We start from the raw sequence: 14,029 nt of genomic DNA on the forward strand, positions 1-14,029 counted from the left end.
GAAGATCCCGAATACATGGCCAAGATCGTTGTGACCGGCGGCGCTGCGCTGCACGGTGAAGTGAGCATCTCCGGCGCCAAGAACGCCGTCCTCCCCATCCTCTGCGCGACCCTGCTGGCCGATGAGCCGGTGGAGATCACCAACGTGCCGCACCTGCACGACGTGGTCACCACGGTGAAGCTGCTGGGCGAGCTGGGTGCCAAGGTCACCATCGACCAGGGCACGCTGTCGCGTGGCAGTGCGATCGTGGTCGACCCGCGTTCGGTCAACCAGCACGTGGCGCCGTACGAGCTGGTCAAGACCATGCGCGCCTCGATCCTGGTGCTGGGCCCGCTGCTGGCCCGCTTCGGTGCGGCCGAAGTGTCGCTGCCCGGCGGCTGCGCGATCGGTTCGCGTCCAGTCGACCAGCACATCAAGGGCCTGCAGGCGCTGGGTGCCGAGATCGTGGTCGAGAACGGCTTCATCAAGGCCAGCGCCAAGCGCCTGAAGGGCGGCCATTTCACCTTCGACATGGTCAGCGTCACCGGCACCGAGAACGTGCTGATGGGCGCGGTGCTGGCCGAAGGTACCACCATCCTCGACAACTGCGCGATGGAACCGGAAGTGACCGATCTGGCGCATTGCCTGATCGCGCTGGGCGCGAAGATCGAAGGCCTGGGCACTGCCCGCCTGGTCATCGAAGGCGTCGAGCGCCTGTCCGGCGGCCGCCACGAAGTGCTGCCCGACCGCATCGAAACCGGTACCTTCCTGGTCGCTGCGGCGATGACCGGCGGCAAGGTCACGGTCAACCGTGCGCGCCCGAACACCATGGACGCGGTGCTGTCCAAGCTGGTCGAGGCCGGCGCGAAGATCGAGACCACCGACGACACCATCACCCTGGACATGCAGGGCAAGCGGCCGAAGGCGGTCAACCTGACCACCGCGCCGTACCCCGCATTCCCGACCGACATGCAGGCGCAGTTCATGGCACTCAACTGCGTGGCCGACGGTGTGGGCGTGATCAACGAAACGATCTTCGAGAACCGTTTCATGCACGTCAATGAACTGCTGCGCCTGGGCGCGGACATCCAGGTTGAAGGCCACACCGCCATCGTGCGTGGCAGCGAGCACCTGAGTGGCGCACCGGTAATGGCCACCGACCTGCGTGCGTCGGCGTCGCTGATCCTGGCCGGCCTGATGGCCAGCGGCGAGACCACCATCGACCGCATCTACCACCTTGATCGTGGCTACGAGAACATCGAAGAGAAGCTGTCTTCGCTCGGTGCCACCATCCGGCGCGTGCCATGATCCTGCGCGGCAAGTTCAGCCCGCGCCGCAAGGCGCTGCTGGCTCTGGTGCTGATCGTGCTGGCGTGGCTGGGCTATGCCTGGTACGCCAACATCGCCATCACCCAGGGCATCGAGCAGAAGGACATGGACTGGAATGGCGACGGCACGGTCTCGCGTGACGAGATCATCGAATCGTTCTACGCGGTCGCGGTGAACGACAGCCAGGACGGCAACCGCCATTGCCGTACCTTCGTCTGGCGCAGCACCGGCGAACAGATCCGCGTGGACTGCCGCACCGAGTTCAAGCCGGCCGCGGCCGAGGAAAAGAAGTAAGAACAACGCCCGCGAAAGCGGGCGTTTTTCCCGGGGCGTCCATCCACGCATGGCGTGGATCTACTTCAGGTTTCCAGTAGATCCACGCCATGCGTGGATGACGTGGATCTCCGGTCAGTTCATCGCCTTGATGGTCAGGTCCAGCGCATCGCGGCCGCTCTCACGCTGCAGCATGCGCGCCGGCACCGGGAATTCCGGCACGATCCAGGCGATCAGCTCCTTGTTGCCGTCGGCACGCGAGACCTTGGTGGCCTCGTAGCTCTTGCCGCCCACGGTGATCGATTCCTTGCCGATCACGCGGTAGGTCATGTTCTTGATGCGGCCTTCGTCGACCATGCGATAGGTCAGCGGCTTGCCGGCGGCCAGGTCGCGGGCGATCGCCAGATTGATCAGCAGCGCATCCATGTCGCCCGTCTTCAACGCGATGGGGCCCGCACGGTCCGGCTTGATGTCGCCGGTCCAGGTGGCCTGGTTGCTGGTCCAGTTGTAGTTGGCCTGCACATTGCGCTTCTTCACCAGCAGTGCCGAACGGTCCTGGCTGCTGAGCGGGCGCAGCTGGCCACGCACCTCTTCGAACACGGTGCTCTGGCTCAGGTCGGCCAGCTGGTTCTTCACCTGCAGCGTGTAGCGCCACTTGTTGGCTCCCTCGCTGCTCAGCGTCATGCTGCCATTGGCCTGCATGCCCATGTAGCTGGCCAGGTAATCAGCCTTGAATGGCTGCAGGGCCATGGCCGGCAGGCTGGCCACGGACAGTGCGGCTGCAGCGATCCAGGTGAGGGGGCGGGTCAGGGTGCTCATGCTCAGACTCCTTGGTACTCGATCAGGCGCAGATCGACGCGGTCTTCGCCGTCTTCGCGTTGCAGGATGCGCACCGGGGTGGGGACACCGTTGGCGATCCAGAGGATGGTTTCGTTGTTGCCGCCGTTGGTCCGGTAGACCCGCAGCGCGTTGTAGGACAGGTCGCCGACCTCGACATTCTCGGTCTGCGGCGCGGCCTGGTAGTCGTGCTGGCGGACCTTGCCCATGTCCACGTAGCGATAGTGCATGGTGGCGCCCGGGCGGGCATCACGCATGATCGCCAGATTGATCAGCAGCGCGCTCTGGTCGCCCGGCTGCAGCGCGATCGGTTGCGCACGTTCCTTCTTGACGTCGCCGCTCCACTGCGCGGTGCCGGCCTGCCAGTTGTACGTGCCGACCGCTTTCTTGCCCAGGAACAGGCCCTTGCGCACCGTGCTCTGGCTGAGCGGCGCATAGACGCCGCTGCGCTCTTCGAACACCGTGCTCTGCTCGATGTTCAGGCCCAGCACGCTGGCGAAGCCGCGGCGGCCGACCACCTGCATGTCCACCCGCCACTGGTTGCCGCCGGTGTGGGTGACCTGCATGCTGGCGTCGCCGGCCTCCTTGCCTTTGTAGAAGGCCTGGTAGGTCGCGGTGAACGGCTGCAGCGGCGGCGGCTCCCAGGCCAGCGCCGGCGGCATCGGCACGGCCGGTTCTGCGGGCGGCTGTACTACGGGCGCCGGCTGCGCAGGGGCCGCAGGCGCTTGCACCTGGCCCCAACCCACGCCGGGAAGCACGACAAGCGACAGCAGCAATGAAGTGGACAGCAGGGTCGTGGTCTTCATGGAGGACAGGAGCTGCAGGAGGGGGGCAGGATGCCAGCCCCGCAGTCAGCGGGGCGTGTGCGTGGGCGTTACCGGTTCAGGTTCCCGGCGGAATCTAGGGCCAGTGGGCTAAACAGGGGGTGACCGTCCAGGTGCGGCTGCCCCTCCCGTTCAGTCAGGCGGCCGGCGCACAGCAGCTGGAGGGTGGCGATCAACAGGGGGTGCTCCACCTCCAGCACGCGCGCGGCCAGGCTGTCGGCGTCATCGCCGGGCATCACCGGCACCCGCGCCTGGGCCAGCACGGCGCCGGCATCCAGTTCGGGAACGACCAGATGCACGCTGGCCCCGTGCTCGGCATCGCCGGCGTCCAAAGCCCGCGCATGCGTATCCAGCCCTTTGTGCAGTGGCAGCAGGGAGGGGTGGATGTTGACCAGGCGGCCATTGAAGCGCTGCACGAAGGCTGCGCCGAGAATGCGCATGTAGCCGGCGCAGACGATCCAGTCCGGCGCGACCGCGGCCAGTGCATCGCCCAGGGCCTGCTCGTAGGCGGCGCGGTCGTCGAATTCCTTCGGCGCATGTGCCCAGCGCAGGCGTGCACCGACCCGTTGCAGCGCGGCGGCGGCTGGGCGGTCGGAGAACACGCCGACGATCTCGGCGGGCAGGCGGCCCGCTGCGATGGCATCGAGGATGGCCTGCAGGTTGCTGCCGCGGCCGGAGGCGAGCACGGCAATGCGGGTGGGCGTGGTCATTGCCGGGCACTCCGGCGGATCAACGGCCAGCTCAGCAGGCTGCCCACGGTCGCCAGCAGCATGTCGGCATGGGCGTCCCACATGTCGCCCTGCTGCCCGTTGTAGGCCTCGGCGGCGTCGGGCGAAAGGGCCAGTGCGATGGCCCACTCGAACCACTCGTAGACCAGGCTGGCGCACATCACTGCCATCACCGCCAGGGTGAAAGCCTGGCCGCGGCGCAGCGCCGGCCAGGCATGGCGTGCCAGCTGCAGCAGCGCAGGCGTGAAGCAGACGCCGAACAGGAAGTGGATAAGCCGGTCGAAATGATTACGCTGCCAGCCAAACGCCACATTCGGCGACCAGCCGGTCAGCGTCTGCGCCCATGCGTCGTAGGGCACGTTCGAGTACAGCCAGCGCGCAGCCACGCAGTGCAGTGCAATGAAGCCGCAGATCGCGATGAAGGCACCGTTGCCCAGCCAGCCACCCCGGCGGTCGACCCATAGCAGTGCGGCCAGCCCGATCACGGTCAGGGTGCTGTGCAGGGCCTGCTCGGTGGGCCACAGCGGGTGGATCCAGCTGATCGCGAACACCGCCAGCACGGCGGCGAAGGCCAGCTTCTTGGGGCCCGTGAAACGGGAAGCGGCAGGCGAGGCGGTCGTGGAGAGGGCAGGCGCGGACATGGGGAGTCGATCAGGGGAGGGGGCGTCTGCCGGCAAGCTCAGACGCTGAGATGGTCGCCACGGTCGAACAGTGCGGCCATGTCAGGCTTGGACAGGAACACCCAGGCATAGGCGGTCAGGGCCATGCCCAGCGGGCCAGCCAGTACCGCCAGCCAGGCCGCGCGCTGGCACCAGGCCAGCCCGGTGCGGCGCGACAGCAGGCGTGCGGTGTGCAGCTGCACGACGCCAAGCGCGGCAGCCAGCAGCGAAATGACCCCGTACACCGTGGCCAGTACCGCGCCATCGGCCAGCCCGCGTGAGCTGGCGACCAGGCCGATGAAACCGAGGAATGCCAGCGCGGCCATCCAGTGGAAAACCGCCAGCGCGTAGAACAGCACCTTCAGCGTCTGCAGGTGGCTGGCCAGCTGCAGCTGCGCCAGGGTCTGCTGCGGCAGCGGCGGTGGTGCGCCGGGTGTCGTCATGTCGTTGCACCCCTTGCATCGAAGGCGGCCTTGACCTGCGGGCGCAGCAGCGCAACCAGGGTGAATACCCCCAGAACGGTGCCCAGCGGCGCGCACAGGCAGAGCAGGCCGGCCACGATCAGGCACAGCAGGTGGCGACGACGCTGGGCCAGGCAGCGTCCGGCCTGGATGACGAATGCGGCCATGCCCAGGCCACCGGCGACGAACACGGTCCCCAGCACCGTGAACACCCAGCCGAACAGGCGCTGTTCGGCCGGCGACGAGGGCTGGCCCCCGGAGTTCATCGGCAGATGGCCGCTCAGCGCACTGATGCCGAGCACGATGTACAGAATGAAAAACAGCGAGAGCAGCGCGATCAGGCCGCCGAACACGTAGTGCGCGATGGACAGCGCGCGCAGGTGGTCAGCGTCCTGCCTGCTGAAGACCGGCACGGCCGCCAACGGCGGCGGTACCGGGGTGGGTGCCAGGGGGGGCGTTGCGTCCATGCGGGCTCCTCGGGGTCGGGTTCAGCCGATGCGGACGCGCTCGGCGCCTTCGGCGGTGACCACCTGGCCGATGGTCCAGTGCTCCAGGCCCTGCGCCTTGACCGCCTCGGACACCGCAGCCACCTGGTCCGGTGCGACGATCAGCACGAAGCCGATGCCGCAGTTGAAAGTGCGCCACATCTCGCTGTCGGCCACCGCGCCTTCCTTCTGCAGCCACTGGAATACCGGCGGCAGGGTCCAGGACGAGGCCTGGATGTCCAGGCCGAGGCCGTCGGGCACCACGCGGATGATGTTCTCGGTCAGGCCGCCACCGGTGATGTGGGCCATGCCGTGGATGGCGTCGCCGTGCGACTTCAGCAGCGACAGGATCGGCTTCACGTACAGGCGGGTCGGTGCCATCAGCGCATCGACCAGCTTCACGCCACCTTCCAGTTCCAGGTCGGCCGGGCGGCCGGCGCGGTCGTAGATGCGGCGCACCAGCGAGTAGCCATTGGAATGCGGGCCGGACGAGGCGATGCCGATCAGCACGTCGCCGGCGGCCACGCTGGCGCCGTCCTTCAGCTCGCTCTTCTCGACCGCAGCGACCGTGAAGCCGGCCAGGTCGTACTCGCCCGGGGCGTACATGTCGGGCATTTCAGCGGTTTCACCGCCGATCAGCGCGCAGCCGGCCTCGGTGCAGCCGTTGGCGATGCCGCCCACCACCGCTGCGGCGGTGTCGATGTCCAGCTTGCCGGTGGCGAAGTAGTCCAGGAAGAACAGCGGCTCAGCGCCCTGCACCAGCACGTCGTTCACGCACATCGCGACCAGGTCGATGCCGATCGTATCGTGGCGGTTCAGCTGGTGGGCCAGCTTCAGCTTGGTGCCCACGCCGTCGGTACCCGACACCAGCACCGGCTCGCGGTATTTGTTGGACAGGTCGAACAGGGCGCCGAAGCCGCCCAGGCCGCCCATCACTTCCGGGCGGAAGCTGCGCTTGACCAGGGGCTTGATCCGCTCGACCAGCGCGTTGCCGGCGTCGATGTCGACGCCCGCGTCACGGTAGGTGAGGGGGGAGGGGGCGGAAGACGGGGTGTTGGTCACGGGCGTCGGCGCTGGCAGGGGTTGAACGAGCGATTTTAACAGGCCGCATTGGCGCAAAGGCCGTATTCGGGCAACAATTCCCCCGGATTCGTCGAGCCAATGGATGTCCTGATGCGCCGCAGCCTGATTCTGACCCTGCTCCTTGCACTGAGCCTGCCGGTGGCCACGATGGCCCAGAGCGGCCTGCGCACCGAGGGAGATGTTGCCACCGCCTCGGGTGCGTACGAGGCCGAAGTGCCCGTCAACAGCCAGGCCGAAGCCGATCGCAACGGCGCCCTGGCCCGTGCCCTGAGCGTGGTGCTGGGCAAACTGTCGGGCGACCGCAACGTGATGTCCCGCCCCGGCGTGGTGCAGGCGCTGCGCAACGCCAAGGACTACGTGGCCAGCTACGACTACAAGCAGGACCAGAGCGTGGGCGCCAGCGGCGCGCCGAGCTTCAGGACCCTGCTGGTGGCCCGCTTCCGCGAGGATGACGTTGACTCGCTGGTCTCGGCGCTGGGTCTGCCGCTGTGGCCGCAGCCGCGGCCGAAGCCGGTGGTGTGGTTGGCCGTCGACGACGGCAGTGGCCCGCGCCTGGTCAGCGTGCAGCAGGCCAACGCCGCCCGCCCGCTGCTGAACCGCGCCATCGAGCGGGGTTACAAGCTCGGCCTGCCCAGCGGCGGTGCCGCCGAACAGGCGCTGGCCGGTGCCATCTGGCGCCAGGACAGTGCCGCCGTGGCCCGCGCCTCGTCGCGCTACGCGCCGCCGATGCAGCTGATCGGCAAGCTCTACCGCGCCAACGGCGGCTGGCAGGCGGACTGGGTGTTCGTCGACAACGGCCGTGAGCTGAACAAGTGGACCAGCAAGGACGCCAACGCCATGCGCGCGATGGCCGCCGGTGCCGACGGCGCCGCCGACGCGCTGGTCAGGCGCTATGCCAAGGCGGGTGCCGCCGTCGGCCAGGCCGGGACCTACCGCGTGGTGGTCACCGGCATCAACAGTGCCGACGACTACCTGCGCCTTGCCGCCGGGCTGCGCGAGGTGCCGGTGGTGCGCAATGTCACCCCGCTGCACGCCTCGGCCGGCCAGCTGGAGCTGAGCCTGGAGATGACCACCGGCCTGGCCGGCTTCAACCGCATGCTGGGCGACAACGGCGTGCTGGTGCCCAGCGCGACGCTGCCGGCCCTGCCGACCCCGATCGATGACACCACCGGTGCCCCGGTGGCCGTGCCGGTCAGCAACGAGTACCGTTTGCGATGACCCTGACCCCGGAAGCCGAAATCGCGCAGTTCCTGCGCCGCCTGAAGTACATCCTGTTCGCCGGGATGGTCGGCTGGGTGGTGTGGCTGCTGGCACCGATCCTGACCCCGTTCGTGCTGGCGCTGGCGCTGGCGTGGCTGGGCGACCCGCTGGTGGACCGCATCGAGGCCACCGGCCGTTCGCGCATGACCGGCGTGGTGCTGGTGTTCGCGGCGATGGTGCTGGTGATCGTGGCGCTGCTGCTGGTGCTGGTGCCGATGATCGAGCGCCAGATCACCACCCTGATCGCGGTCGCGCCGCAGGCACAGGCGTGGCTGATGGAGAAGGGGATCCCCTGGTTCGAGCAGAAGACCGGCCTGGAAGTGATGCAGTGGCTGGATCCGGACCGGCTGATCGAATGGGTGCGCAGCCACTGGCAGCAGGCCGGCGGCTTCGCCACCACATTCATGGGCTACGTCTCGCGTTCGGGCTTTGCGATGGTGACCTGGGTGGTCAACATCCTGCTGCTGCCGATCCTGGCGTTCTATTTCCTGCGCGACTGGGACAAGCTGGTCGAGCGGGTGGCGTCGGTCATTCCGCGCAACCAGATCGGCACCATCAGCGCGTTGGCGCGCGAGTCCAACGAGGTGCTGGGCGCGTTCATCCGCGGACAGTTCCTGGTGATGCTGGCATTGGGCGTGATCTATGCCGGCGGCCTGTCGCTGGTCGGCCTCAAGCTGGGCTTGCTGATTGGCCTGATTGCCGGCCTGATCAGCTTCATACCGTACCTGGGCGCGACCACTGGCGTGCTGATGGCGGTGATCGCGGCACTGGTGCAGGCGCAGGGCTTCGACCTGAAGCTGCTGATCCTGGTGGGCGTGGTGTTCACCGTGGGCCAGCTGCTGGAAAGCTACGTGCTGACCCCGCGTATCGTCGGCGACAAGATCGGCCTGCACCCGGTGGCAGTGATCTTTGCGGTGATGGCCGGCGGCCAGCTGTTCGGCTTCCTCGGCATGCTGCTGGCGCTGCCGGTGGCGGCGGTGACCAATGTTCTGCTGCGCTATGCGCATCAGCGCTACCGACAGAGCGAGCTGTACGTGGGCGAGAAGCCGGCGATCGTGCTTGATGGCGTAGTGGACGCCCCCCATATCATCGTTCCGAACGACAAGGGCCCCGACCTGAAGTGATGGGTGTGCCGCAACTGCCGCTGGCCCTGCATTACCCGCGGGACCAGCGCCTGGAGACCTTCATCGGCGCGCCGGATGGCGCGCTGGCGCAGCTGCGCGCGATCGCGGTTGGCGCCAGCCACGACTGGGTCTACCTGGAAGGTGCGGCGGGAACCGGCAAGACCCACCAGGCGCTGGCGATGTGCTCCAGCGCCGAGCAGGCCGGGCGCTTGCCGACGTACGTGCCACTGGCCAGCGCCGCCGGCCGCGTTCGTGCAGCGCTGGATGGGCTGGACGCACGCGAACTGGTGGCGCTGGACGGGCTGGACGAGGTTGCCGGCAATCGCGAGGACGAGATCGCGCTGTTTGATTTCCACAACCGCGCGCGCGCTGCAGGTGTAACCGTGCTGTACACGGCGCAGAAGGCGCCGGGCGAGCTGGGCCTGGTGCTGCCGGACCTGCGTTCGCGCCTGGGCCAGTGCGTGCGCGTGCTGCTGCAGCCGCTGGATGAGGAAGGTCGTGCTGCGGTGCTGCGCGAGCGTGCACTGCGACGCGGCCTGGCCATCGACGAAGCGGCCATCGAATGGCTGCTGTCGCACACCGGCCGTGAGCTGGGTGGATTGATCACCCTGCTGGACTGGCTGGACCGCGAATCGCTGGCGGCGAAGCGGCGGATCACCGTGCCGTTCCTGCGCCAGGTGCTGGAAGAAGGCCGGCCTCGTTACTGAGGGCGGGGTTTGTTGGCAGGGCTGCGCCCTGCACCCGCAGAAGCAACGTCAACGTCAAAGGCTGGCTTCCTGAGGGGAGGCGGGGTGGCTCAGGTTGCGGGGGACGGCGCAAGTACGTCCATGTAGCCTCGATCGCGCCATCCATGGCGCTCACGCCCCCGCAACCTGAGCCACCCCGCCTTCGACAGGTTCCTGCGATCTGCCGGGACTGCGTACTGCACTGCTGACGGCTGTTGGTGGGTATCGACCTTGGTCGACACGTGTCTTGCTTGTGGTGGGTGACGACTGTTGGTCGTCACCGGAGCAAGCGCAGCGAAGCGACCCGCTTTTGCTTTTCTTTCCTTTCTTCCGTGGCTGGACGCCCACGGAAACTGTCAGAGGCCGGGCGGGTGGGCCATGCAGGGGCGTTGGCGCCATGGATGGCGCCATCGAGCTTACAGGGGCGAGGGCGCTTTGCTTGCGAAGCACTGCTTCGCAAGCGCCCGAACGCACAGCCGCCAGCGGCTGGGCCGGGCCCCGGAGGGGGAGTTGCAGCGTTCCCTGCATGGCCCACCCGCCCGGCCAAGCACGCGATCCGCTTTACGCGTCCAGCCACGAGGGGCTCAGCCGTTCGCCGCCAGCTCCACATCCAGCGCGCGCAGGCGATCCACGGTCCCGACATCGGTCCAACGCCCCCGATGGTGCTGCCCCGTCATCAACCCCTGCGCCATGAAATGCTTCTGCAGCGGCACCACCGAGAACCTCGGCGGCAGCCGCTCGCTGCCCGGCGCATCGCCGATCACCGCGCGCCAGTCGGCCACGATCGAGGGGCGGTACACGCCGATGCCGGCATAGGTCAGGCATGGCCCTGCGCGGTCGTGGTGCAGCAGGCCCTGTGCATCCAGCCGATAGTCACCGTTCGGGTGCTGAACCGGATTGTCGACCAGCACCAGATGTGCCTGGCCCTGCGGCTCGCGCGGCAGCGTGGCGAAATCGAAATCGGTCCAGATATCGCCGTTCACCACCAGGAACGGGGCATCGCCCAGCACCGGCAGTGCATTGAGGATGCCGCCGCCGGTTTCCAGCGGGGTCTGCCCTTCGTAAAGGAAATGCAGGCGCAGGCCCCACTGGCTGCCATCACCCAGCGTCGCCGGGAACTGCTCGGCCAGCCACGCGGTGTTGACCACCACCTCGCGCACGCCGAGCGCTGCCAGGCGCTCCAGGTGCCAGACGATCAGTGGCTTGCCGGCCACTTCCAGCAGCGGCTTGGGTGTGTGCAGGGTCAGCGGGCGCATGCGCTCGCCGAGCCCGGCGGCAAAGACCAACGCCTTCATCGGGCCACGCGCATCGGTGCGCCCAGTTCGGCCAGCGCCGGCTTGATGCGGTTTTCCAGCAGCTGCTGCAGAGGCGCCAGCTCGCGATAGCGTGGCAGCACTTCATCCAGATAGCCGATGAAGCGCGGTGCGTCGTCCAGGTAATGGCCCTTGTTGTCGCGGTAGCGCAGGCGGCAGAACAGGCCGAGGATCTTCACGTGGCGCTGGATGCCCATCCAGTCGGCATCGCGTAGGAAGGTGGCGCGGTCGGGCACCGGCAGGCCGGCGTCGCGCGCGCGTTCGTGGTACTGCGCCAGCCACGCGTCAACGCGCTGCAGCGGCCAGCTCAGGAAGGCGTCCTTGAACAGGCTCACCGCGTCGTAGGCGATCGGGCCACGCACCAGGTCCTGGAAATCCAGCACCGCGGGGCCGTCGTCGACCGGCATCAGGTTGCGCGGCATGTAATCGCGGTGGGTCATCAGCTGGGCCTGGCCCAGCGCGTTGTCCATCAACCGGCGATGCACCAGCTGCAGCCCCTCGAGCTCACCGCAGTCCAGTTCCAGGTTCAGGTGCCGCTGCAGGAACCATTCGTCGAACAGGCCGGCATCGCGCTGCAGCAGCGCTTCGCCGAACTGGCCGAAGTCGGCCGGTACCGGAATCGCCTGCAGGCGCAGCAGCTGTTCGATCGAGCGGCCGAACCATTCATCGGCATTGCGCTCGTCGAGGATCCTGGCCAGGGTCGGGCCGCCGAGATCTTCCAGCAGCAGGAAGCCGGCCTCCAGGTCCTGCGCCAACAGTGCGGGCACGCGCAGGCCGTTGTCGTGCAGCAGGCCGCGCATGCGCAGCCACGGCCGCGGATCTTCCAGCCCCGGTGGGGCGTCCATCACGATGTGGCTGCCACGGGTGCTGGTGGTACGCCAGTAGCTGCGCATGCCGGCATCGACCGAAGCGCGCTCGACCACCGCGCTGGCATCGTCGAGCTGGGTACGGGCCCACTGCAGGCGCCGCGCGCTGCGCTGGGGATCGGAGGCGGGTTCGGTCATGCGGGCATATCCGGGGGCGCTGGGCGCGCCAACGTCGGGAACAGGAGGGGAAGGAGGGACGGGGTCAGCGGCGGCCGCTGAACAGGCGCAGGACGGCCAGCACGGCCACCGCGCCCACCACCGCACCGAGGAAACCGGCCGGTTCGCCGGGGGCGTACCAGCCCATGTACTGGCCGAACCAACCGGCCAGCAGTGCACCGAGGATGCCCAGCACGATGGTCAGCAGGCAGCCCATGCGGTTGTTGCCGGGCATGAAGAAACGCCCGAGCAGGCCGACGAAGAAGCCGACCAGCAGGATGTACAACCAGCTGCTGCTGCCGAACAGACCATTCATGCGCGCGGATTCCGCTTGAGTGTGGACGCAGCCTAGCAAGGCCAGGCTGCGTCCGTCACCGGTGCCGGATCAGCAGCAGCCGTGGTCGCCGTGGCGGGTGCCGCTGTCGGCAGCCACCGGCGAACCGCTGGTCTCGCCACGCAGGCTGGCGGCGTAGTGCTCGCTGATCACCTTGGACACGCAGGCGGTGACCTTCTTGCCCATCGGGATGTGCAGGAACTCGTTCGGGCCGTGCGCATTGGAGTGCGGGCCGAGCACGCCGGTGATCATGAACTGCGCACCCGGGAACTTCTCACCGAGCATGCCCATGAACGGGATCGAGCCGCCTTCGCCCATGTACATTGCCGGCTTGCCGAAGAAGGCCTGGCTGGCATCGTCGATGGCCTGGGTCAGCCACGGCGCCATGGCCGGGGCGTTCCAGCCAGTGGAGGCCTTTTCCAGGTCCAGGGTGACCTGCGCGCCGTTCGGCGGGTCGCGCAGCAGCGCTTCCTTCAGCAGCTCGCCGCAGGCCTTGCCATCGGCGGTCGGCGGCAGGCGCAGCGACAGCTTCACCGAGGTCTGCGGGCGCAGCACGTTGCCGGCCGATTCCAGCGGCGGCATGCCGCCCACGCCGGTGACCGACAGCGCCGGGCGCCAGGTGCGGTTGAGCACCAGCTCGGTCAGGTCCTCGTTCATCGGACGCAGGCCGTCGACCATGGGGAACTTCTCGAAGATCTCGGTATCCACCACTTCGGCCGCGCGCCTGGCCTGTTCCAGCCGTTCGGCCGGAATTTCCACGTTCATGCCGTCGATCAGGATACGGCCGGTGTCCTGGTCCTCGATGCGCGACAGCAGCTGGCGCAGCAGGCGGAAGCTGGACGGCACCACGCCGGAGGCATCGCCGGAGTGCACGCCTTCGTTGAGCACCTTCACAGTGAAGTTGCCGCCGGTCAGGCCGCGCAGCGAGGTGGTGCACCACAGCTGGTCGTAGTTGGCGCAGCCCGAATCCAGGCAGACCACCAGCGAGGGCTTGCCGATCCGCTCGGCCAGGTGGTCGACGTAGGCCGGCAGGTCGTAGCTGCCGGACTCTTCGCAGGCCTCGATCAGCACCACGCAGCGGGCGTGCGGCAGGCCTTGGGCCTGCAGCGCCAGCACGGCGGCCAGCGAGCCGAAGATGGCGTAGCCGTCGTCCGCACCGCCGCGGCCATACAGCTTGTCGCCGCGAAGGACCGGCGTCCACGGGCCGAGATCGTCATCCCAGCCAGTCATTTCCGGCTGCTTGTCCAGATGGCCGTAGAGCAGGATGGTGTCGTCGCCGGTTTCGGCGCCGGTCGCTGGAATTTCCAGGAAGATCAGCGGCGTACGGCCTTCCAGGCGCACCACTTCAACCTTCAGGCCGGGCAGCTGCTGGGCCCTGGCCCAGTTCTCCATCAGGGTGACCGCCTGTTCCATATAGCCGTTCTGCACCCAATTGGCGTCGAACATCGGCGACTTGTTGGGAATGCGGATGTAGTCGACCAACTGCGGGACGATTTCGCTGTCCCACTTGTCATTGACGAATTGGCCGAGCTTGGCGCTGTCCATCTGAAACTCCGGTTGCATGGGCTGATCCGGCCATTCTACGCCTGTGCCA

General features: G+C 67.9%; 16 protein-coding genes. 5 read left to right on the plus strand and 11 right to left on the minus strand.

Going from position 1 to position 14,029, the window contains the following annotated elements; genetic code table 11:
* Positions 1–15 precede the first annotated feature (15 nt).
* Entirely contained in the window at positions 16–1,287 is a 1,272-nt protein-coding gene (gene murA, locus ROV93_RS13270; protein ID WP_072168188.1) for a UDP-N-acetylglucosamine 1-carboxyvinyltransferase, read from the plus strand.
* A complete protein-coding gene (locus ROV93_RS13275; RefSeq protein ID WP_032957609.1) occupies positions 1,284–1,601 on the plus strand; it encodes a hypothetical protein in 318 nt (105 codons plus the stop codon). Before murA ends, ROV93_RS13275 begins: the two co-directional genes overlap by 4 nt.
* Positions 1,602–1,715: 114 nt before the next feature.
* Here the strand turns inward: ROV93_RS13275 and ROV93_RS13280 are convergent, their stop codons facing one another.
* The 7 genes from ROV93_RS13280 to purM all read right to left on the minus strand — a co-directional run bounded on the left by ROV93_RS13280 (position 1,716) and on the right by purM (position 6,636).
* Positions 1,716–2,399: a DUF3108 domain-containing protein gene (locus ROV93_RS13280; RefSeq protein ID WP_005415565.1), complete on the minus strand. Its 684-nt coding sequence runs from the start codon at positions 2,397–2,399 to the stop codon at positions 1,716–1,718.
* 2 nt (positions 2,400–2,401) lie between these two features.
* Positions 2,402–3,223 (minus strand): DUF3108 domain-containing protein, encoded by an 822-nt coding sequence (locus tag ROV93_RS13285; RefSeq protein WP_072168187.1) that lies wholly within the window; start codon positions 3,221–3,223, stop codon positions 2,402–2,404.
* A gap of 68 nt (positions 3,224–3,291) precedes the next feature.
* On the minus strand, positions 3,292–3,951 hold the full coding sequence (purN, locus tag ROV93_RS13290) for a phosphoribosylglycinamide formyltransferase (RefSeq protein ID WP_072168186.1): 660 nt from the start codon (positions 3,949–3,951) through the stop codon (positions 3,292–3,294).
* Positions 3,948–4,610, minus strand: a complete 663-nt coding sequence (locus ROV93_RS13295) for a DUF2238 domain-containing protein (protein WP_072168185.1) — start codon at positions 4,608–4,610, stop codon at positions 3,948–3,950. Before ROV93_RS13295 ends, purN begins: the two co-directional genes overlap by 4 nt.
* Before the next feature lie 38 nt (positions 4,611–4,648).
* Positions 4,649–5,071 (minus strand): hypothetical protein, encoded by a 423-nt coding sequence (locus ROV93_RS13300; protein ID WP_005415569.1) that lies wholly within the window; start codon positions 5,069–5,071, stop codon positions 4,649–4,651.
* The gene (locus ROV93_RS13305; RefSeq protein ID WP_072168184.1) at positions 5,068–5,556 is read right to left on the minus strand and encodes a hypothetical protein; all 489 of its coding nucleotides are present in this window, start codon (positions 5,554–5,556) and stop codon (positions 5,068–5,070) included. The genes ROV93_RS13300 and ROV93_RS13305 overlap by 4 nt, the downstream gene beginning before the upstream one ends.
* A gap of 21 nt (positions 5,557–5,577) precedes the next feature.
* Positions 5,578–6,636: a phosphoribosylformylglycinamidine cyclo-ligase gene (purM, locus tag ROV93_RS13310; RefSeq protein WP_061480735.1), complete on the minus strand. Its 1,059-nt coding sequence runs from the start codon at positions 6,634–6,636 to the stop codon at positions 5,578–5,580.
* Between the two features lie 99 nt (positions 6,637–6,735).
* Between purM and ROV93_RS13315 the strand changes: the two genes are divergently transcribed.
* From ROV93_RS13315 to hda, 3 genes are read left to right on the plus strand one after another with little or no spacing between them, the layout of a single operon-like run.
* Entirely contained in the window at positions 6,736–7,875 is a 1,140-nt protein-coding gene (locus ROV93_RS13315; protein WP_072168183.1) for a DUF2066 domain-containing protein, read from the plus strand.
* On the plus strand, positions 7,872–9,041 hold the full coding sequence (locus ROV93_RS13320) for an AI-2E family transporter (RefSeq protein ID WP_180890427.1): 1,170 nt from the start codon (positions 7,872–7,874) through the stop codon (positions 9,039–9,041). Before ROV93_RS13315 ends, ROV93_RS13320 begins: the two co-directional genes overlap by 4 nt.
* On the plus strand, positions 9,041–9,748 hold the full coding sequence (gene hda / locus ROV93_RS13325; protein ID WP_053500213.1) for a DnaA regulatory inactivator Hda: 708 nt from the start codon (positions 9,041–9,043) through the stop codon (positions 9,746–9,748). The genes ROV93_RS13320 and hda overlap by 1 nt, the downstream gene beginning before the upstream one ends.
* A gap of 602 nt (positions 9,749–10,350) precedes the next feature.
* On the opposite strand, the gene murU is transcribed toward hda, so the two are convergent.
* The 4 genes from murU to ROV93_RS13345 all read right to left on the minus strand — a co-directional run bounded on the left by murU (position 10,351) and on the right by ROV93_RS13345 (position 13,980).
* A complete protein-coding gene (gene murU / locus ROV93_RS13330; RefSeq protein ID WP_072168608.1) occupies positions 10,351–11,061 on the minus strand; it encodes an N-acetylmuramate alpha-1-phosphate uridylyltransferase MurU in 711 nt (236 codons plus the stop codon).
* Positions 11,058–12,083, minus strand: coding sequence for a phosphotransferase (locus ROV93_RS13335; RefSeq protein WP_072168609.1), 1,026 nt, complete (start codon positions 12,081–12,083; stop codon positions 11,058–11,060). Before ROV93_RS13335 ends, murU begins: the two co-directional genes overlap by 4 nt.
* 64 nt (positions 12,084–12,147) lie before the next feature.
* Positions 12,148–12,417: a GlsB/YeaQ/YmgE family stress response membrane protein gene (locus tag ROV93_RS13340; protein ID WP_005415577.1), complete on the minus strand. Its 270-nt coding sequence runs from the start codon at positions 12,415–12,417 to the stop codon at positions 12,148–12,150.
* Positions 12,418–12,486: 69 nt separating this feature from the next.
* Positions 12,487–13,980 carry a M20 family metallopeptidase gene (locus tag ROV93_RS13345; protein ID WP_072168610.1) on the minus strand — a complete coding sequence of 498 codons (1,494 nt, stop codon included), beginning with the start codon at positions 13,978–13,980 and terminating at the stop codon, positions 12,487–12,489.
* Between the last annotated feature and the right edge of the window lie 49 nt (positions 13,981–14,029).

It is taken from the genome of Stenotrophomonas maltophilia group sp. msm4 (assembly GCF_032025605.1).
GTDB classification, from domain to species: Bacteria; Pseudomonadota; Gammaproteobacteria; order Xanthomonadales; family Xanthomonadaceae; genus Stenotrophomonas; species Stenotrophomonas sepilia.